The following is a 16,372-nucleotide window of genomic DNA, read 5'->3' on the forward strand; positions in this document are numbered from 1 at the left end:
CCAAAAAACTGCAAAAGGCCAGAAACTTTAAGAGGAAGGTGCCAGTATGAAACGCGTTCTTATCTTGACCGGCTCTGTCGCCGCAATCGCGCTGGGAGGCGCGGTGGCGCAGGATCAGCAGCTGACAATCGTCTCCTGGGGCGGTGCCTACAGCAACTCCCAGATCAAGGCCTATCATGAGCCTTACACCGAGAAGACCGGCGTCAAGATCGTCAACGAGGACAAGTCGGCCAACGCGCTTGCGGGCATCCGCGCGCAGGTCGAGGCCGACAACGTGACCTGGGACATCGTCGACATGTTGCAGGCCGATGCCCAGCGCGCCTGCGACGAAGGCCTGCTGGAGATCGTCGATCACAACGAATGGCTTGCCCCTGCGCCGGACGGCACGCCGGCCTCGGAGGACTTCATCGAAGGCCAGCTCGGCGATTGCTACATCCCGCAGATCCTCTACGCGACCATGTTCGCCTACAACACCGAAGCGTTCCCGGACGGTGGTCCGCAAACGATCGAGGACATCTGGGACGTCGAGAAGTTTCCGGGCACGCGGGCGCTGCAGCAGATTCCGCAGAAGAACCTCGAATGGGCGCTGATCGCCGACGGCGTGCCGGACGACGAGGTCTACGAGGTGCTCGCCACGCCCGAGGGCCAGGACCGTGCATTCGCCAAGCTCGACGAGATCAAGGATCACGTGATCTGGTGGTCGGAGGGTGCGCAGCCGCCGCAGATGCTGGCCGACAAGGAGGCGGTGATCGCCACCGCCTATAATGGTCGTATCTTCAACGCCCAGGTCAACGAGGATCAGCCGTTCGAGATCGTCTGGGACCGCCAGATGCTCGAGTCCGACGGCTGGGTGGTGCCCGTCGGCAATGACGACAAGATGGAGCTCATCAGGGACTACCTCTTTTTCGCCACCGACACGCAGCGCCTCGCCGACCAGGCCAAGTACATCTCCTACGGCCCGGCCCGTTCCTCCTCGGCGCCGCTCGTCGGCACGTTCGAGGATACGGATATCGACATGAAGCCACACATGCCGACCAATCCGGAGAACCTGGAGACAGCCGTCACCTTCGATGTCCAGTTCTGGACCGACTATGGCGACGCGCTCGAAGAGCGCTTCAACGCCTGGGTCGCGGGCTGACGACGGAGATTGCGGCGGGGCGCCTCGGCGCCCCGCCGATTCCCGGCGAACCGAGGGGAGACGGACGGCAGCCATGGCATCGACGGACGGGGCAATAAAAGAACCGATTCTTGCGGCGGACGGCACGCCGCTGAAACAGGCCCTGCGGCGCTCGCAGGCGCGCGAGCGCCGAGCCGCGTTTTTGCTGGTAGCGCCGCTTCTCCTGTTCATACTGATCGTCTTCGCCGTGCCGATCGCCAGCATGATCTGGCGCTCCGTATACAACCCCGAAGTCCGCAACTTCCTGCCGCAGACGGCCGCCGCCCTGCAGGAATGGGACGGCGAGGACGTGCCGCCGGAGCCGGTGTTCCAGGCCATGGCCGCCGACATGATCGTCGGCGTCGAAAAAAGGACGATCGGTCGTGCCGCCGCTCGCATCAACCGCGAGATCCCAGGGGCGCGCAGCCGCATGATGCGCACGGCGCGGGAGGTCGACGAGTGGTCGGCGCCCTACCGCGAGAAGTTCCTCGAGACCGATGAGCGCTGGTCCGACCTCGACTTCTGGCGCCTCCTGAAGCGCGAGACCCGCCTCGTCACCCCTGCCTATTACCTCTTGGCGCTCGACTACGAATACACAGCCGACGGCGAGATCAGGCCGCGCCCCGAGGTTTACCGGATCTACAAGGCATTGTTCTGGCGCACCGCGTGGATGAGCATGCTGATCACCGGAATCTGCATCCTGCTTGCCTACCCGATCTCCTACCTGATGGCCACGCAGCCGACCCGCCTCGCCAACCTGCTCCTCATCCTGGTCCTATTGCCGTTCTGGACCTCGCTTCTGGTCAGAACGTCCGCCTGGATCGTCCTCTTGCAGCAGCAGGGCGTCGTCAACGAGCTTCTCGTCGCGCTCAACGTTATCGATGAAGGAGGCAGGCTGCGGATGATCTACAACCGCACCGGCACCATCATCGCCATGACGCACATCCTTCTGCCTTTCATGGTGCTGCCGCTCTATTCGGTGATGAAGACGATCCCGCCGAGCTACCTGCGCGCCGCCAAATCGCTCGGCGCGCACCCCTTCCGTGCCTGGTGGCGGGTCTATTTCCCGCTGACGATCCCGGGGCTGGCGGCGGGCTGCATCCTCGTCTTCATCCTGGCGATCGGCTACTACATCACGCCGGCGCTGGTAGGCGGCGACAGCGGCATATTCATCTCCAACCTGATCGCCCAGAACATGCAGGGATCGAGCGCCCAGCTAAAACTGGCCGCCGCGCTTGCCACGATCCTCCTGGTCGCCGTGCTTGTCGTCTACTGGGTCTTCAACAAGCTCATCGGCGTCGACAAGCTGAAATTCGGATAAGGGGGCGGCAATGGCAGCGCCATCATATGCAACGCCGGCCGAACGCATCTGGTACTATGCGTTCCGCGTCATCTGCGGGCTCATCTTCTTCTTCCTGATCGCGCCGATCATCGTCATCGTGCCGCTCGCCTTCAACGCGGAGCCTTACTTCACCTTCACGCGCGAGATGCTGGCGCTCGATCCGGAGGGATATTCGCTGCGCTGGTTCCGGGCCCTGCTCGGCTCGTCGGAGTGGATGGGCTCGATCCGCAATTCCTTCATCATCTCGATCTCGTCCACCATCATCGCCACCGCTCTCGGCACGCTGGCCGCCCTCGGCCTTAACCGGCGCAACATGCCGGCGCGCGGGCTCATCACGGCGATCCTGATCTCGCCGATGATCGTCCCGCTCATCATCACCGCCGCCGCGCTGTTTTCATTCTTCGCGCGCGCCGGGCTGGCGAACACCTTTCCGGGGATCATTCTCAGCCACGTGGTGCTCGGCACGCCGTTCGTCGTCCTCACCGTGACCGCCTCGCTCGCCGGCTTCGACGAGACGCTGATCCGTGCCTCGCAGAGCCTCGGCGCCAATCAGTCGCGCACCTTCTTTAAGGTCATCCTGCCGCTGCTCCTTCCCGGTGTCATAGCGGGCGCGCTGTTCGCCTTCGTCACCTCCCTCGACGAGGTGGTGATCGTCAACTTCATGGCGGGTCCGGCCCAGACGCCGATGACGGTGCGCATGTTCTCCGGCCTGCGCGAGGAGATCAGCCCGACGATCCTGGCGCTCGCAAGCCTCCTGGTCGCGCTCTCGATCATCCTTCTGACCACGCTGGAGCTGATCCGCCGGCGCAACGAGCGCCTGCGCGGTATGTCGCCGGGGTAGAAGTGGGGCTCAACGGCCCTTTAATTTACCCGTTTTGATCGCCTGGACGTCGACACCCAGCCAACGGTCAGGAGGGCCGCAGGTACCGCATTCAGCAAAGAAAAGAGCCAGACGGTCCCGCCTGGCTCTCCCGTTCTTTCCTGCTCGCGTATGCGCGGGCTGCCCTACGAAACCTGCACCTTGCTCTTCGCCTGCTCCTCGGCGATGCGCTGCTGGAACATGCGGGCGAAGTCGATCGGGTCGATCATCAGCGGCGGGAAGCCGCCGCCGCGCGTGGCATCCGCGATGATCTGCCGCGCGAAGGGGAAGAGCAGGCGCGGGCACTCGACGAACAGAAGCGGGAGTATATGCTCCTGTGGGAAGTTCTGGATGCGGAACACGCCGCCATAGATGAGCTCGACGTTGAACAGCACGTTCTTGTCGGCCTCCGCACGCGCCGTGAGCGTCAGGAGAACGTCGTAGTCGGCGCCGCCCAGCGGGTTGGCGTTCACGTTGACGTTGATGTTGATGGCCGGCGCCTTCTCGCGCTGGGTCAGCGAGCGCGGAGCGCCGGGGCTCTCGAAGGAGAGGTCCTTGATATACTGCGTCAGCACGTTCAGGCTGGGTTGCGCGCCGTTGCCTTCCGTCTTGGCCTCGGTTCCCTTGGCTCTTTCTTTTTCCTGCGGTTTGTTGGCCATCCGCCTCAAGTCCTTGTCAAATGCGCTGAAGCGCGTTCCCATCGGTTGCGGCGCTGCTAGCATGGGCATGGCGGCAAAACAAGGCTGCGCCGTCGCAGCCGTCAGTCTTGCGGGCGGTCGGGTCCGCGCCAGGGCGACTTTCCGGGTTCGGAGCTGGAATAGTCGTCCATGTCGAGATCGATGACCTTGTCACGCGGCTGTCTGCGGTCCTGGCCGCCTCCCGGCGGCGCCCCGGCGCCCACGACAACGATGCGGTCGCGCAGGAAGGCCCAGCCGATGTCGCGCACGGCGGGAATGAAAAGCAGGAATCCTAGTGTATCGGTGACGAACCCGGGCGTTAGGAGAAGGATGCCGGCGATGAGGATCATCACGCCATGCACCAGCTCTCGGCCCGGCACGCGGCCTTCGTTCAGCGTCTTCTGGACGCGGGAAAGCACGCCGAAACCCTGGATGCGCAGGAGGATGGAGCCGGCCACCGCAGTCGCCAGAACCAGTGCAAGAGTGGGCAAAACACCGATTTGTCCGCCGATCACCACAAAAACGGCGATTTCAAGAAGCGGAATGCTAAGTAAGAGAAATGGAACGATGGAGAAGGGCACGTTTTTGGTCTAACCTCGCTAGATGGCGTCGGCGGCAAAGTCCGCCGAACCCCGGAGATAGGAACGCTCGCCGATAATTTGAATGATCGGCATGCGCGTTCTATATGCATCGGTAACGCGGCGGCATGTGCCGCCGTCCCCGGCACGGCGCCTCGCGGCGGGTGCGAGACGACAGAGCGACTTGGCTATACAACATGGAATTCTTCGATTTCGGCACGATTTTCTTCTTGGTCGCGGCGGTCGTGATCTTCTTCCAGCTGCGCAACGTTCTCGGGCGCCGCACGGGCAACGAGAGGCCGCCCTTCGATCCCTATACGGCCGGCCGCGCCCGCCGCACCGGTGAGGCCAAGGCGGACAAGTCCGACAACGTGGTCTCCCTGCCGCGGCGCAAGGGCGGCGTGGAGGCCGAGGACGGCTATGCGGCGGTCGACGCCGTCGCCGATCCTGGCACTCCGCTCAACAAGGGTCTGCGCTCCATCAAGGACGCCGATCCCTCCTTCGATCCCGCCGCCTTCGTGGAAGGCGCCAAGATGGCCTACGAGATGATCGTCATGGCTTATGCCGACGGCGACCGGCGCACGCTGAAGAACCTTCTGTCGCGCGAGGTCTACGAGGGCTTTGTCTCGGCCATCGACGATCGCGAGAAGCGCTCGGAGAAGATCGAGTCCTCCTTTGTCGGCATCGACAAGGCGGCCCTCCTCGGCGCCGAGATGAAAGGCAGCGAGGCCCATGTCACGCTGCGCATCGTCAGCGAGTTGATCTCGGCCACGCGCGATAGCGCCGGCACCATCATCGACGGCGATCCGGAGACCGTGGCCGAGGTGAAGGACGTGTGGACCTTCGCCCGCGACACCCGCTCGCGCGATCCCAACTGGAAGCTGGTGGCCACCGAAGCTGAGGAATGAACCGGTTGCAAGCGCGCGGGCGGCGGATGTGAGGAGAGGTTTTCTTGAGCCTTTCCGCCGTATTCACTCCCGCCACCTATAGCGATCTGCCCGGCTGGGGCGACGATGGCGCCTCGGCCGCATTCGCGGCCTTCGCCCGCTGCGCCCGCCACGCCGAAACCCGGCCTTACCGCACCGGCAGCCTCGGCGTCGCTGCGGAAGCCTTCGCGGATGCCTATGCCCGCGCCCGCAACACGCCGCAGCCGGCAGACGCCGCGGCGCGCGCCTTCTTCGAGCAACATTTCCTTCCCTTCCGCATCCGGCCGGAGACAGCCGGAAGCGGCTTCGTCACCGGCTATTACGAGCCGGAGACCGAGGCCTCGCCGGTGCGGACCGGGCGTTTCCACGTGCCGCTCTATCGCCGGCCCGACGATCTCGTCGACATCGATCAAAAGAACCGGCCCGCCGGCCTCGACCCGTCCTTCGCCTTCGCCCGGCGCGACGGGGAGAAGTTTCTCGACTATCACGACCGCCAGGCGATCGACCGCGGCGCCCTTGCCGGCCGCGGCCTGGAGCTGTGCTGGCTGGCCGATCGGGTGGAGGCGTTCTACATCCACGTCCAGGGCGCCGCCCGGCTGAAGATGACCGACGGCAGCCGGAAGCGCGTCACCTACGCGGCCAAGACCGGCCACCCCTTCACCGGCATCGGCCGTGTGCTGGCAAACCTCGGAGAGATCCCGCTCGAAGAGGTGACCATGCAGTCGATCCGCGCCTGGCTCGCCGGCAACCCGCACCGCGTGGATGAGATCCTGTGGCACAACAGGTCCTACATCTTCTTCCGCGAGACGCCGCTCGGAGACCCCGCCCTTGGGCCGGTCGCCGCCGCCAAGGTGCAGCTGGAGCCGGGGCATTCCATCGCCGTCGACCGCCTCTTGCACACGTTCGGCACCCCCTTCCTCATCGACGCTCCGAGCCTGCGCGAAGGTTTCGATAAGCCGTTCCGCCGGCTTATGATTGCCCAGGACACGGGGTCCGCCATCACCGGGGCGGCGCGCGGCGACCTTTTCATCGGCACCGGCAAGGCCGCCGGCGCTGTCGCCGGAAAGATCCGCCACCCGGCGGATTTCTACGCCCTCCTGCCGCGCGCGCTTGCCGAGGGACGGCGGCCATGAAACGCAAGCGCCTGACCGACGAAGACCGCATCCTGTGGAGCCGCGTCGCCCGCACGGCGGTCCCGATGAAAGGAAAGGCGTTTCCCGACGAGGCGCTTGAGCCGCCTCCGGCGTTGGCCGGCAAGCGCCAGCGCCCCCTCGCACCGGCGGCGGAGCCGAATGCGGATATGTCCGCGGGCCCGGAACGACACCCGCGCAGGCTGGATGCGCCGACCCGCGAAAAGCTGGCCAAGGGCCGTCTCGACATCGCCGGTCGGGTCGACCTGCACGGCATGACGCAGGGGGAGGCGCATATCCTCCTCCTGTCCTTCCTGCGCCGGGCCTATCAGGCCGACCGCCGCTACGTGCTGGTCATCACCGGCAAAGGCTCGTCCGGTGAAGGCGTGCTGCGCCGCGCCGTGCCGCAATGGCTCGCAACGCCGCCCTTCCGCGCCATCGTCGGCGGCTACGAGGAGGCGGCCAGGCACCATGGCGGCGGCGGCGCGCTCTACGTGCGCCTGCGCCGCCGGGGAGGCGGGCGATGACGCCTTTCGCCGCAAAGATACGCCAGATGCGCCGTGCGCGCGGCCTCACCCAGAAGGAGATGGCGGCCGCCCTCGGCGTGAGCCCGGCCTACCTTTCCGCCCTCGAGCACGGTCGGCGCAGCCCACCCAACTGGGCCATGGTCCAGAAGATCATCGGCTTTTTCAACGTCATATGGGACGAGGCGGACGAACTGCAGCGCCTTGCCACGCTCTCGCATCCCCGTGTCGTGGTCGACACCGCCGGTCTCTCGGACAAGGCCACCGCCCTCGCCAACCTGGTCGCCCGTCATATAGCCGAGCTTGATGAGAAGGAACTGGCGCGCCTTTTTGACGAGCTAGAGGGAATTTTGGAGAAGAAGCGGAAGAAGACGGAATAGAGACCCGAACGATCGTGGGCTCGACAGGTTCGCCATGAGGGTTCAGGTCTCGCTGCACCTACTCTGCGACGTTGAAGCGGCACCAAGGTCGCAGTAGCCCTCATGGTGAGCTTGTCGAACCACGAGGGCGCTCGGTCCTCACGATTCGGCGATCAACGCCTCCAGCTCCTCCAGCTTCTCGTTCACAAGCCAGCCGTAGTAGTTCTCCCTCGGCAGCATGGGCGAGCGGCCCTGCTTGCGGCGCAGGCGGTTCTCGGCGGCGAGCTTGGCGGCGCGGGTTTCCGGGTTCCCGAGATTGTAGAGGGTGGCCGTGATGCCCGGGTTCCTGCTGATGTCGAAGTCGGCGATCTGGGTGTAGGCGTCGATGGACTTCCTCAGCGTCGCCGCCACATAGGCGAGCGTGATGTCGGGGTTCATGATGGTCCGGTAGACCCTCTGCGGGTCGCGGTAGTCCAGCTTCTCCAGCCCGGAGACCTCGTTCACGATATCCGTCATCTGCAGCGCCGTCAGCGGGTTGAGCTGACCGATACCGAAGGTCTGCCCGGCATAGAACGGCTGGAAGAATACGGCGCTGAAGCGGTCGTCGGGAAAGCGCTGCCCCTCGACACGGCGCCCGCGGAACGCGGTATCCCACACCTTCTCGCGGCAGCTCCAAAGGTCGTAGCTGCTCTTCTTGCCTTCGCAGCCGGCGAATTCCGGACGCTTGAGAAACACCTCCAGGCTTTCTCCCGCATGGGAGAAGGAAAAGGAGCCTTTCAGGTACGACACCGCCTTCACGTAATAGGTCTGCAGGTGGTCGTAGGCGTCCACATTGTAGGTGTGCTCGCCGACGACGGCGCCGAGGATGTGAATCGGCGCGATGTCGTAGGCGTCCGCCGCCTCGCGGATCTTCACACGCAGCGCCGCGTCGTTCTTGAGGAGTTGGTAGACTTTGGCGTATTTGGCCTCGAAGGTCGTCCGCCCGGCACCCGTGCGCCGCGCGGAGGCGCCGGGCACCGGCGGCTGCTCGACGCTGCGGTTGCCCGGCGGCACAAGTTCGGCGGCTCCCGAAGAGGCGGCCGTCATGCCCAGGAATATGCCCAAGAGGATGCTGTGCCTCAGCGCCATCCGCCACCCAAACGCTTTTTTGCCGAACGCTTTTTTGATTGGCCGCAACCTATGGAAAGCCCCCGTTCAAGTCGAGGGAAATCCGCAGGTGCTGGGGCGGTTGTCCGCCGGGTGTGGCCGTTACCTCACAGGATAAAGCGCGAGAGGTCCGTGTTCTTGGCCATGTCGCCCACATTCTTGTCCACGAACGCGGCGTCGATGGTCATCTTCGAGCCGGAGCGGTCCGGCGCGTTGTACGAGATGTCGTCCAGCACGCGCTCCATCACCGTCTGCAGCCGGCGGGCGCCGATGTTCTCGACGCTGGCATTCAGATCGACGGCGATCGCCGCCAGCCGGTCGATGGCGTCGTCGGTGAATTCGAGCTCCACGCCCTCCGTCTGCATCAAGGCCACATACTGCTTGATGAGGCTCGCCTCGGTCTCCGTCAGAATGCGTCGGAAATCATCCTTCTCCAGCGCCCTGAGCTCGACGCGGATCGGCAGCCGGCCCTGCAGCTCCGGCAGAAGGTCCGACGGCTTCGACACGTGGAAGGCGCCGGAGGCGATGAACAGGATGTGGTCCGTCTTCATGGGCCCGTATTTGGTGGCCACCGTCGTGCCCTCCACCAGCGGCAGGAGATCGCGCTGCACGCCCTCGCGTGAAACGCCGGCGCCCATGCCGCCCTCGCGCGCGGCGATCTTGTCGATCTCGTCGAGGAAGACGATGCCGTCGTTCTCCGCCGCCTCCATCGCCCGCTGCACCACCTCTTCCTGGTCGAGCAGCTTGTCCGACTCGTCGTTGATCAGGTGCTTGTAGGAATCCTTGACAGAGGTCTTGCGCGTCTTGGTGCGCCCGCCGCCCATGGCCTTCTGCAGCATATCGTTGATGTTGAGCACGCCGATATTGGCGCCCGGCATGCCGGGTATCTCGAAGCCGGGCATGCCGCCGCCGGCGTCGGAAACCTCGATCTCGATCTCCTTGTCGTCGAGCTCGCCGCTCCGGAGCTTCTGGCGGAAGCTGCCGCGCGTGGCGGGGCTCGCCGTCTTGCCCACCAGCGCCTCCAGCACCCGCTCCTCCGCGTTCATGTGCGCCCGCGCTTTCACGTTCTCGCGCATCTTGTCGCGCGTCAGCCCGATCGACACTTCCACGAGGTCGCGCACGATCTGCTCCACGTCGCGGCCGACATAGCCCACCTCGGTGAACTTGGTGGCCTCCACCTTGATGAAGGGCGCCCCCGCCAGCCTGGCGAGCCGGCGCGAGATCTCCGTCTTGCCGACGCCTGTGGGGCCGATCATCAGGATGTTCTTCGGCATCACCTCCTCGCGCAGCTCCGGTTCGAGCTGCTGGCGGCGCCAGCGGTTGCGAAGGGCGATGGCCACGGCGCGCTTGGCGTCGTTCTGGCCGATGATGTAGCGGTCGAGCTCGGAAACGATCTCGCGCGGCGAAAAATTGGTCATATCGTCGTCTCGTGTGCGTGTGTCTGGTATTGCATGATCAGTGAACCTCCCGTCCGCCCCGCGAGATGCGGGATGGGGCGGAATCCGGCCTTCGTATAGGCGCGCACGGCGCGCGTGTTCTGCGGATCGGGGTCGATGATGATGGTGGTATACCCTTCATTCAGCAGCTTTCGCACAAAGGCGCCGAGTGCTGCGGTGCCGATCCCCTTCGACAGCTTCTCCGGATCGCCGATCGATAGGTCGACGCCGACGGTCTCGGCCGGCAGTTCCATGAGCCACGGGTTATCATCCACCCATTCCTTGTTCTGGTGATGGCCGATGAACCAGCATTGGATATAGCCCACCCGTTCCTCGTCGAGCACGATGAGAAAAGGCCGCGTCGTATCCCGCCCGGCCACCATGTCGCGGATATGGCCCAGCTCCTTCTCCGGCTCTCCCCACCATTCGCGCACATGCGGCATTTCCAGCCAGCGGCGTAGCAGAGGAAAATGTTGCTCCGCGACCGGCTCGAAACGCAGCGTTGCGCCCTCAGCCTTCATCCAGCGTTTCCAGAATGATGTTGTCGTTGGTGTAGATGCAGATGCTGGCGGCGATCTCCATGGCGCGCCGGGCGATCGCCTCGGCGTCCTTGTCCGTGTCGAGCAGGGCACGCGCTGCGGCCAGCGCGTAGTTGCCGCCGGAGCCGATCGCCATCACCCCCTGTTCCGGTTCCAGAACGTCGCCGTTGCCGGTCAAAGCCAGGGTGACGCCCGGGTCGGCCACCAGCATCATGGCTTCCAGCCGCCGCAGATAGCGGTCCGTGCGCCAGTCCTTGGCCAGCTCCACGCAGGCGCGCATGAGTTGGTCGGGATATTGCTCCAGCTTGGCCTCCAGGCGTTCGAGCAGCGTGAAGGCATCGGCCGTCGCACCGGCGAAGCCGGCGATCACGTTGCCCTTGCCGAGGCGGCGCACCTTGCGGGCGTTGCCCTTCATGACGGTCTGGCCGAAGCTCACCTGGCCGTCGCCGGCGATCACCACCTTGCCGCCCTTGCGCACGGTCACGATGGTCGTGGCGTGCATGGATTCCATTTCGCTCATCGGTGCACTCCTTCAGCGCACCCCGCCCCTAAGGGTGCCGTTCAGAGCGCATATGTAAGGCCCGAAGGCGAGAATGCAAACGGCGGCCCGGGCCTGCGGAGATGGACCAGCGAAACGCTTCGGCGGCATGACACGCGTTTGGAAGAGTTGTGCAGCCTTCGGACAAGCCCGCACCTCTTCACGCCCCCCATTTCAAGAAACTCACCAACCACCCACCCGCGCGCGCGTCATCCCCGCCGCGGCGACATGTGCGTACTACGTTGCCCATCCCCACCCCACCCGCGCGCGCGTCATCCCGGAAAGCCGAAGGCTTGTCCGGGACCCATTCCGTGACTCGTCCACCTTCCGGAATGGGTCCCGGACAGTCTCCGCTTCGCTCCGACTTCCGGGATGACGCGCGCGGGTGGGATGACGCGCGTTGGAAAGGCGGCGGGCGCCCTTCACCTCAGCCGGCGATGCCTCGCCTGCGCGGGGATAAAATATGGCGACAAAGATTTTTTCTTCCCCGCCAACCCATTGTTTTCCTTCGCTTCGGAATAATTTCCCCAACTTTTTTCGCAGGAAAATACTCCCCCCTGCCCAGCCTGCCCCTACAATTCTCCCCATCGCTCTCGCGGGAACCGGATGCGCACCGGGTGTTCGGGAGAGCGGCGGAGACCTCTCCCTTCGGGCTCGGCACCCGGAGGCCTGAGGGCCCGCGACAGGCCGGCGGTGCCGGGAGCGCTGGGCGACAGCCTGCGTTGCCGGCATTGCGGAGAAGCCGCCAGGGCTTTTGTTCGGCCCGGCTGATACCACCCCCAATTGGGTGCGGCCGGGAAGGAGAAAGGCCCGAGTGACCGGCCGACCGTCGGGACAGACTCCGGTGGGGCGCGTTGGACGCGCCTAATTGAGGCGCCCCCAAAGCGCCTCGTGCGGTGCCGAAGACGCGCCCCGCTTCCCACCCTGAGCTTGTCGAAGGGTGAGCCTGTCGAAGGGCAGGAGAAATCCGAAGGAGCAAACACGATGGCCGCTAACCCATGTCCGCGCCCGGGACGACAGCCGTCCGTCTGGCGTTCCCCCGGACATGCTGCTAGAAGGCTGGCCTTCTGACTTGGCGAAGGAAACAACCCATGGCTGCCAGCAAACCGCGCCGGGCGGAGATCGGCCGCAAGACGAACGAGACCGAGATCGCCGTGACAGTCGACCTCGACGGTGAGGGCCGTTTCGACATCGCCACCGGCGTCGGCTTCTTCGACCATATGCTGGAGCAGCTTTCGCGCCATTCCCTCATCGATCTGACGGTGAAGGCGAAGGGCGACCTGCACATCGACGACCACCACACGGTGGAGGATTGCGGCATCGCCATCGGTCAGGCCATCGCCGCCGCCCTTGGCGAGCGGCGCGGCATCACGCGCTACGCCTCGCTGGATCTCGCCATGGACGAGACGCTGACGCGCGCGGCGGTGGACGTTTCCGGCAGGCCCTTTCTCGTCTGGCAGGTGGCTTTCCCCTCGCCCAAGATCGGCACCTTCGACACCGAACTGGTGCGCGAGTTCTTCCAGGCGCTCTCCCAGAACGCCGGCATCACCCTGCACGTGACGAACCACTACGGCGCCAACAGCCACCACATCGCCGAGACCTGCTTCAAGGCGGTGGCGCGGGTGCTGCGCGTGGCGTGCGAGGCCGATCCGCGCCAGCCGGAGGCGGTGCCCTCCACCAAGGGCACGCTCAAGGGCTGAGGTCGGGCGATGGCAACTTATCTCGTTCTGGAGCCCGGCGGCGCATCGCAGGAAAAGGCGGAGAAGGCCGTCGTCGTGCGTGATGGCTTCGCCTTCCTGGCCTTCCTCGTGCCGTTCTTCTGGTTCCTGTGGCACCGCATGTGGCTGGAGGCGCTGGCCGCGCTGGCATTCGGCCTGATGTTGGGCGCACTGGGAGCCCAGCCGGGATACGCGGTGCTTTCGCTCGGCCTCTCGCTGCTCCTGTCCGCCCTCATCGGGCTGGAGGCGCGGTCCCTGCGCGTCGCCGCCTTAGGCAGGCGTGGCTGGATCCTCTGGGGCGTCGTGGAGGCGGGGAGCCACAACGAGGCCGAGATGCGCTACGTCTCGGAGGCTGCCCCGCCCGCCGCGCCGCTCGCCGTCAAGGTCCCGCCCCGCGCCGGTGCCGGCCCGGCGAAGGGCTCCTCCTTCGACCTTCTCGACTATCCGCGCGGAGGTTGAGCATGCGCGTCGCCATCATCGACTACGGTTCCGGCAACCTGCGCTCTGCCACCAAGGCCTTCGAGCGCGCCGCGCGCGAAGCCGGCATCGCCGCCGAGATCGAGCTGACCGCCGACGCCGAGCGCGTGCGGACGGCGGATCGCATCGTGCTGCCCGGCGTCGGCGCCTATGCCGACTGCCGCGCCGGCCTCGACGAGGTGCCGGGGATGACCGAGGCCGTCGAGGAAGTCGCCATCGCCAAGGCACGCCCCTTCCTCGGCATCTGCGTCGGCATGCAGCTCATGTCCGACCGCGGCCTGGAAAAGACGGTGACGCAGGGCTTCGGCTGGATCTCCGGCGACGTGAAGGAGATGACGCCCACCGACCCGACATTGAAGATCCCGCAGATCGGCTGGAACACGATCCGCGTAAACCGGCCCCACCCGCTCTTTACGGGCATCCACACCGGCCCGGAGGGCCTGCACGCCTATTTCGTGCACTCCTACCACCTCGACGCGACGCGCGCCGAGGACGTGCTGGCCGTGGCGGACTATGGCGGCGAAGTCACCGCCGCCGTCGCCCGCGACAACCTCGCCGGCACCCAGTTCCACCCCGAAAAGAGCCAGACGCTGGGTCTTGCCCTCATCGCCAATTTCCTGAGGTGGCAGCCGTGATCTCCGAGAGTTTCCGCTGGGCGTGCCTGGTGCCGGAGCTTCTTGTTTCGAACCTCGACGCGAGTCTGTCCTTTTGGTGTGAATTGATCGGCTTTACGGTCGCCTACGAAAGAAGTGCCGAACGTTTCGCTTATCTTCATCTCGACGGCGCGCAGGTCATGCTCGAGGAGCAAGGCACCGGTGAGCGGCACTGGATTACCGGAGAGCTCACGTCGCCGTTGGGCCGGGGTGTAAACTTCCAGATCAAAGTCCCCGACCTCGATCGGCCGCTGTGGCATTTGAAGCAGGCGGGATGGCCGCTCTTCATGGAAGTGGAGGAAAAGTGGTATTCGGCTGGCAATGTCGAGACCGGTGTGCGGCAGTTTCTGGTGCAGGATCCGGACGGATACCTGCTGAGACTGTCCATGCCGTTGGGCCAGAGGCTGTCTGCATAACGATGAGAGACAAGATTCTTTTCCCCGCCATCGACCTGAAGGACGGCGAGTGCGTGCGCCTGAAGCTCGGCGAGATGAGCGAGGCGACGGTCTACAATGCCGACCCGGCGGCCCAGGCGAAGGCCTTCGAGGACGCGGGGTTCGAGTGGCTGCACGTGGTCGACCTCAACGGCGCCTTCGCCGGCGAAAGCCGCAACGGCGCTGCCGTCGAGGCCATCCTGCGCGCCACGAGGAACCCGGTGCAGCTGGGCGGCGGCATCCGCTCGCTTGAGCAGATCGAAGCCTGGCTCGACAAGGGACTCGCCCGCGTCATCCTCGGCACGGTGGCCGTGCGCGACCCGGCGCTGGTGCGCGAGGCGTGCGAAAAGTTCCCTGGCAGGATCGCCGTCGGCATCGACGCGCGCGGCGGCAAGGTGGCCGTGGAAGGCTGGGCCGAGACGTCGGACCTGTCGGCTACCGAACTTGCAAAGCGCTTCGAGGGCGCCGGTGTGGCCGCCATCATCTATACGGATATCGACCGCGATGGCGTGCTGGCCGGCATCAACTGGGACGCCACCATCGCGCTCGCCGACGCCGTCTCCATCCCCGTCATCGCCTCCGGCGGCCTCGCTTCCATGGCCGACATCGAGCGCATGATGCGACCCGACGCCGCAAAGCTGGAAGGCGCCATCTCCGGTCGGGCGCTCTATGACGGGCGTATCGATGCAAAGGAAGCGCTGAAGGTATTGCAGGAGGCGCGCGCATGACCCTCAAGGCCCGCGTCATACCCTGCCTCGACGTGCACAACGGTCGCGTCGTCAAGGGCGTCAATTTCGTCGATCTCGTCGACGCCGGCGATCCGGTGGAAGCGGCAAAGGCTTATGATGCGGCGGGCGCCGACGAGCTGTGCTTCCTCGACATCACGGCGAGCCATGAGAATCGCGAGACCATCTTCGACGTGGTGGCGCGCACGGCGGAGCAGTGCTTCATGCCGCTGACGGTGGGCGGCGGTGTGCGGCAGGTTGCCGACATCCGCAAATTGCTTCTGGCCGGCGCCGACAAGGTGTCGATCAACACCGCCGCGGTGAACGATCCCGAATTCGTCGCCCGCGCTGCCGACAAGTTCGGCAACCAGTGCATCGTCGTCGCTATCGACGCCAAGAGGGTATCGGCCGAAGGGGAGGCGGATCGCTGGGAAATCTTCACCCATGGCGGGCGCAACGCCACCGGCATCGACGCCGTCGCCTTTGCCGAGCGCGTGGTGGCGCTGGGCGCCGGCGAAATCCTGCTCACCTCGATGGACCGCGACGGCACCAAGGCCGGCTACGACGTCGCGCTGACGCGCGCGATCGCCGATACCGTGCGCGCACCGGTGATCGCCTCGGGCGGCGTCGGCACGCTGGATCACCTGGTCGAAGGTATCCGCGATGGCCACGCGACGGCCGTGCTCGCCGCCTCGATCTTCCATTTCGGAACCTATACGATTGGCCAGGCGAAGCAGCATATGGCCGATGCGGGAATTCCCATGCGGCTCGACCCTGCAGACCAGGAGGCGCGCACATGAGCCGGTTCGATATTTCCTCTCTCGAGGCCACCATCGCCGAGCGCGCCCGCTCGGGCGATTCGGATTCCTGGACGGCGCGCCTCCTCGAAGGCGGCATGGAGAAGGCGGCGCAGAAGTTCGGCGAGGAGGCGGTGGAAACAGTCATCGCCGCCGTCTCAGGCGACCGCAAGGCGATCGTTTCGGAAAGTGCGGATCTTTTGTATCATTGGCTCGTCGTGCTTGCCCTCGCCGGCATCCCGCTGGACGAGGTGATGGCGGAGCTTGAAAGCCGCACCGGGCGCTCCGGTGTCGCTGAGAAGGCCGCACGCGGAAAATCGTCGGACAAGCGGCGTGGCTGACCTTGCCCGTGGAACGG

At 65.5% G+C, this 16,372-nt stretch carries 20 protein-coding genes; 14 read left to right on the forward strand and 6 right to left on the reverse strand.

The genetic code is table 11. The features are described 5' to 3' along the window. Nucleotides 1–46: 46 nt before the first annotated feature. The 3 genes from GM910_RS07755 to GM910_RS07765 all read left to right on the forward strand — a co-directional run bounded on the left by GM910_RS07755 (nt 47) and on the right by GM910_RS07765 (nt 3,339). The gene (locus GM910_RS07755; RefSeq protein WP_159586946.1) at nt 47–1,138 is read left to right on the forward strand and encodes an ABC transporter substrate-binding protein; all 1,092 of its coding nucleotides are present in this window, start codon (nt 47–49) and stop codon (nt 1,136–1,138) included. A 73-nt stretch (nt 1,139–1,211) separates the two neighbouring features. After that, nucleotides 1,212–2,477 (forward strand): ABC transporter permease, encoded by a 1,266-nt coding sequence (locus GM910_RS07760; RefSeq protein WP_159586947.1) that lies wholly within the window; start codon nt 1,212–1,214, stop codon nt 2,475–2,477. Nucleotides 2,478–2,487: 10 nt separating this feature from the next. After that, on the forward strand, nt 2,488–3,339 hold the full coding sequence (locus GM910_RS07765) for an ABC transporter permease (protein ID WP_159586948.1): 852 nt from the start codon (nt 2,488–2,490) through the stop codon (nt 3,337–3,339). Between the two features lie 164 nt (nt 3,340–3,503). On the opposite strand, the gene secB is transcribed toward GM910_RS07765, so the two are convergent. Both secB and GM910_RS07775 read right to left on the reverse strand, forming a co-directional pair. Further along, a complete protein-coding gene (gene secB, locus GM910_RS07770) occupies nt 3,504–4,016 on the reverse strand; it encodes a protein-export chaperone SecB (RefSeq protein ID WP_159586949.1) in 513 nt (170 codons plus the stop codon). Between the two features lie 101 nt (nt 4,017–4,117). Continuing rightward, on the reverse strand, nt 4,118–4,615 hold the full coding sequence (locus tag GM910_RS07775) for an FxsA family protein (protein ID WP_159586950.1): 498 nt from the start codon (nt 4,613–4,615) through the stop codon (nt 4,118–4,120). Nucleotides 4,616–4,809: 194 nt separating this feature from the next. Between GM910_RS07775 and GM910_RS07780 the strand changes: the two genes are divergently transcribed. The 4 genes from GM910_RS07780 to GM910_RS07795 are packed head-to-tail and all read left to right on the forward strand — an operon-like array spanning nt 4,810 to nt 7,572. Beyond that, the gene (locus tag GM910_RS07780; RefSeq protein ID WP_159586951.1) at nt 4,810–5,520 is read left to right on the forward strand and encodes a Tim44/TimA family putative adaptor protein; all 711 of its coding nucleotides are present in this window, start codon (nt 4,810–4,812) and stop codon (nt 5,518–5,520) included. Between the two features lie 44 nt (nt 5,521–5,564). Beyond that, nucleotides 5,565–6,671 (forward strand): murein transglycosylase A, encoded by a 1,107-nt coding sequence (gene mltA, locus GM910_RS07785; protein ID WP_159586952.1) that lies wholly within the window; start codon nt 5,565–5,567, stop codon nt 6,669–6,671. After that, a complete protein-coding gene (locus GM910_RS07790) occupies nt 6,668–7,195 on the forward strand; it encodes a Smr/MutS family protein (RefSeq protein WP_159586953.1) in 528 nt (175 codons plus the stop codon). The genes mltA and GM910_RS07790 overlap by 4 nt, the downstream gene beginning before the upstream one ends. After that, nucleotides 7,192–7,572: a helix-turn-helix domain-containing protein gene (locus tag GM910_RS07795; protein ID WP_159586954.1), complete on the forward strand. Its 381-nt coding sequence runs from the start codon at nt 7,192–7,194 to the stop codon at nt 7,570–7,572. Before GM910_RS07790 ends, GM910_RS07795 begins: the two co-directional genes overlap by 4 nt. A gap of 138 nt (nt 7,573–7,710) precedes the next feature. On the opposite strand, the gene GM910_RS07800 is transcribed toward GM910_RS07795, so the two are convergent. The 4 genes from GM910_RS07800 to hslV form a co-directional block, all read right to left on the reverse strand. After that, complete coding sequence (locus tag GM910_RS07800) at nt 7,711–8,679, reverse strand: DUF1402 family protein (protein ID WP_159586955.1); 969 nt, start codon at nt 8,677–8,679, stop codon at nt 7,711–7,713. A 125-nt stretch (nt 8,680–8,804) separates the two neighbouring features. Beyond that, nucleotides 8,805–10,115: an ATP-dependent protease ATPase subunit HslU gene (hslU, locus tag GM910_RS07805; RefSeq protein ID WP_159586956.1), complete on the reverse strand. Its 1,311-nt coding sequence runs from the start codon at nt 10,113–10,115 to the stop codon at nt 8,805–8,807. Further along, nucleotides 10,112–10,654 carry a GNAT family N-acetyltransferase gene (locus tag GM910_RS07810; RefSeq protein ID WP_159586957.1) on the reverse strand — a complete coding sequence of 181 codons (543 nt, stop codon included), beginning with the start codon at nt 10,652–10,654 and terminating at the stop codon, nt 10,112–10,114. Before GM910_RS07810 ends, hslU begins: the two co-directional genes overlap by 4 nt. Next, complete coding sequence (hslV, locus tag GM910_RS07815; protein WP_159586958.1) at nt 10,644–11,192, reverse strand: ATP-dependent protease subunit HslV; 549 nt, start codon at nt 11,190–11,192, stop codon at nt 10,644–10,646. The genes GM910_RS07810 and hslV overlap by 11 nt, the downstream gene beginning before the upstream one ends. 1,109 nt (nt 11,193–12,301) lie before the next feature. On the opposite strand from hslV, the gene hisB reads away from it, so the two are divergent. From hisB to GM910_RS07850, 7 genes are read left to right on the forward strand one after another with little or no spacing between them, the layout of a single operon-like run. Beyond that, nucleotides 12,302–12,910 (forward strand): imidazoleglycerol-phosphate dehydratase HisB, encoded by a 609-nt coding sequence (gene hisB, locus GM910_RS07820; protein WP_159586959.1) that lies wholly within the window; start codon nt 12,302–12,304, stop codon nt 12,908–12,910. 9 nt (nt 12,911–12,919) lie between these two features. Further along, complete coding sequence (locus tag GM910_RS07825) at nt 12,920–13,387, forward strand: DUF2628 domain-containing protein (RefSeq protein WP_159586960.1); 468 nt, start codon at nt 12,920–12,922, stop codon at nt 13,385–13,387. A 2-nt stretch (nt 13,388–13,389) separates the two neighbouring features. Next, entirely contained in the window at nt 13,390–14,040 is a 651-nt protein-coding gene (gene hisH / locus GM910_RS07830; protein WP_159586961.1) for an imidazole glycerol phosphate synthase subunit HisH, read from the forward strand. Continuing rightward, on the forward strand, nt 14,037–14,474 hold the full coding sequence (locus GM910_RS07835) for a bleomycin resistance protein (RefSeq protein ID WP_159586962.1): 438 nt from the start codon (nt 14,037–14,039) through the stop codon (nt 14,472–14,474). The genes hisH and GM910_RS07835 overlap by 4 nt, the downstream gene beginning before the upstream one ends. A gap of 2 nt (nt 14,475–14,476) precedes the next feature. Further along, nucleotides 14,477–15,220 carry a 1-(5-phosphoribosyl)-5-[(5-phosphoribosylamino)methylideneamino]imidazole-4-carboxamide isomerase gene (gene hisA, locus GM910_RS07840; RefSeq protein WP_159586963.1) on the forward strand — a complete coding sequence of 248 codons (744 nt, stop codon included), beginning with the start codon at nt 14,477–14,479 and terminating at the stop codon, nt 15,218–15,220. After that, nucleotides 15,217–16,017 carry an imidazole glycerol phosphate synthase subunit HisF gene (gene hisF / locus GM910_RS07845; protein WP_159586964.1) on the forward strand — a complete coding sequence of 267 codons (801 nt, stop codon included), beginning with the start codon at nt 15,217–15,219 and terminating at the stop codon, nt 16,015–16,017. Before hisA ends, hisF begins: the two co-directional genes overlap by 4 nt. Further along, nucleotides 16,014–16,355, forward strand: a complete 342-nt coding sequence (locus tag GM910_RS07850; RefSeq protein ID WP_159586965.1) for a phosphoribosyl-ATP diphosphatase — start codon at nt 16,014–16,016, stop codon at nt 16,353–16,355. Before hisF ends, GM910_RS07850 begins: the two co-directional genes overlap by 4 nt. The last annotated feature ends 17 nt before the right edge of the window (nt 16,356–16,372 follow it).

The sequence above is a fragment of the Chelativorans xinjiangensis genome (genome assembly GCF_009812055.1).
Lineage (GTDB): Bacteria > Pseudomonadota > Alphaproteobacteria > Rhizobiales > Rhizobiaceae > Chelativorans > Chelativorans xinjiangense.

Coding starts and splice junctions, on each gene's coding strand:
- hslU (WP_159586956.1), bottom strand. CDS start 10,115: ATGACCAATTTTTCGCCGCGCGAGATCGTTTCCGAGCTCGACCGCTAC.
- hisF (WP_159586964.1), top strand. CDS start 15,217: ATGACCCTCAAGGCCCGCGTCATACCCTGCCTCGACGTGCACAACGGT.
- GM910_RS07780 (WP_159586951.1), top strand. CDS start 4,810: ATGGAATTCTTCGATTTCGGCACGATTTTCTTCTTGGTCGCGGCGGTC.
- GM910_RS07760 (WP_159586947.1), top strand. CDS start 1,212: ATGGCATCGACGGACGGGGCAATAAAAGAACCGATTCTTGCGGCGGAC.
- hisB (WP_159586959.1), top strand. CDS start 12,302: ATGGCTGCCAGCAAACCGCGCCGGGCGGAGATCGGCCGCAAGACGAAC.
- GM910_RS07790 (WP_159586953.1), top strand. CDS start 6,668: ATGAAACGCAAGCGCCTGACCGACGAAGACCGCATCCTGTGGAGCCGC.
- GM910_RS07810 (WP_159586957.1), bottom strand. CDS start 10,654: ATGAAGGCTGAGGGCGCAACGCTGCGTTTCGAGCCGGTCGCGGAGCAA.
- hisH (WP_159586961.1), top strand. CDS start 13,390: ATGCGCGTCGCCATCATCGACTACGGTTCCGGCAACCTGCGCTCTGCC.
- hisA (WP_159586963.1), top strand. CDS start 14,477: ATGAGAGACAAGATTCTTTTCCCCGCCATCGACCTGAAGGACGGCGAG.
- GM910_RS07795 (WP_159586954.1), top strand. CDS start 7,192: ATGACGCCTTTCGCCGCAAAGATACGCCAGATGCGCCGTGCGCGCGGC.
- GM910_RS07825 (WP_159586960.1), top strand. CDS start 12,920: ATGGCAACTTATCTCGTTCTGGAGCCCGGCGGCGCATCGCAGGAAAAG.
- GM910_RS07800 (WP_159586955.1), bottom strand. CDS start 8,679: ATGGCGCTGAGGCACAGCATCCTCTTGGGCATATTCCTGGGCATGACG.
- GM910_RS07755 (WP_159586946.1), top strand. CDS start 47: ATGAAACGCGTTCTTATCTTGACCGGCTCTGTCGCCGCAATCGCGCTG.
- hslV (WP_159586958.1), bottom strand. CDS start 11,192: ATGAGCGAAATGGAATCCATGCACGCCACGACCATCGTGACCGTGCGC.
- secB (WP_159586949.1), bottom strand. CDS start 4,016: ATGGCCAACAAACCGCAGGAAAAAGAAAGAGCCAAGGGAACCGAGGCC.
- GM910_RS07765 (WP_159586948.1), top strand. CDS start 2,488: ATGGCAGCGCCATCATATGCAACGCCGGCCGAACGCATCTGGTACTAT.
- GM910_RS07850 (WP_159586965.1), top strand. CDS start 16,014: ATGAGCCGGTTCGATATTTCCTCTCTCGAGGCCACCATCGCCGAGCGC.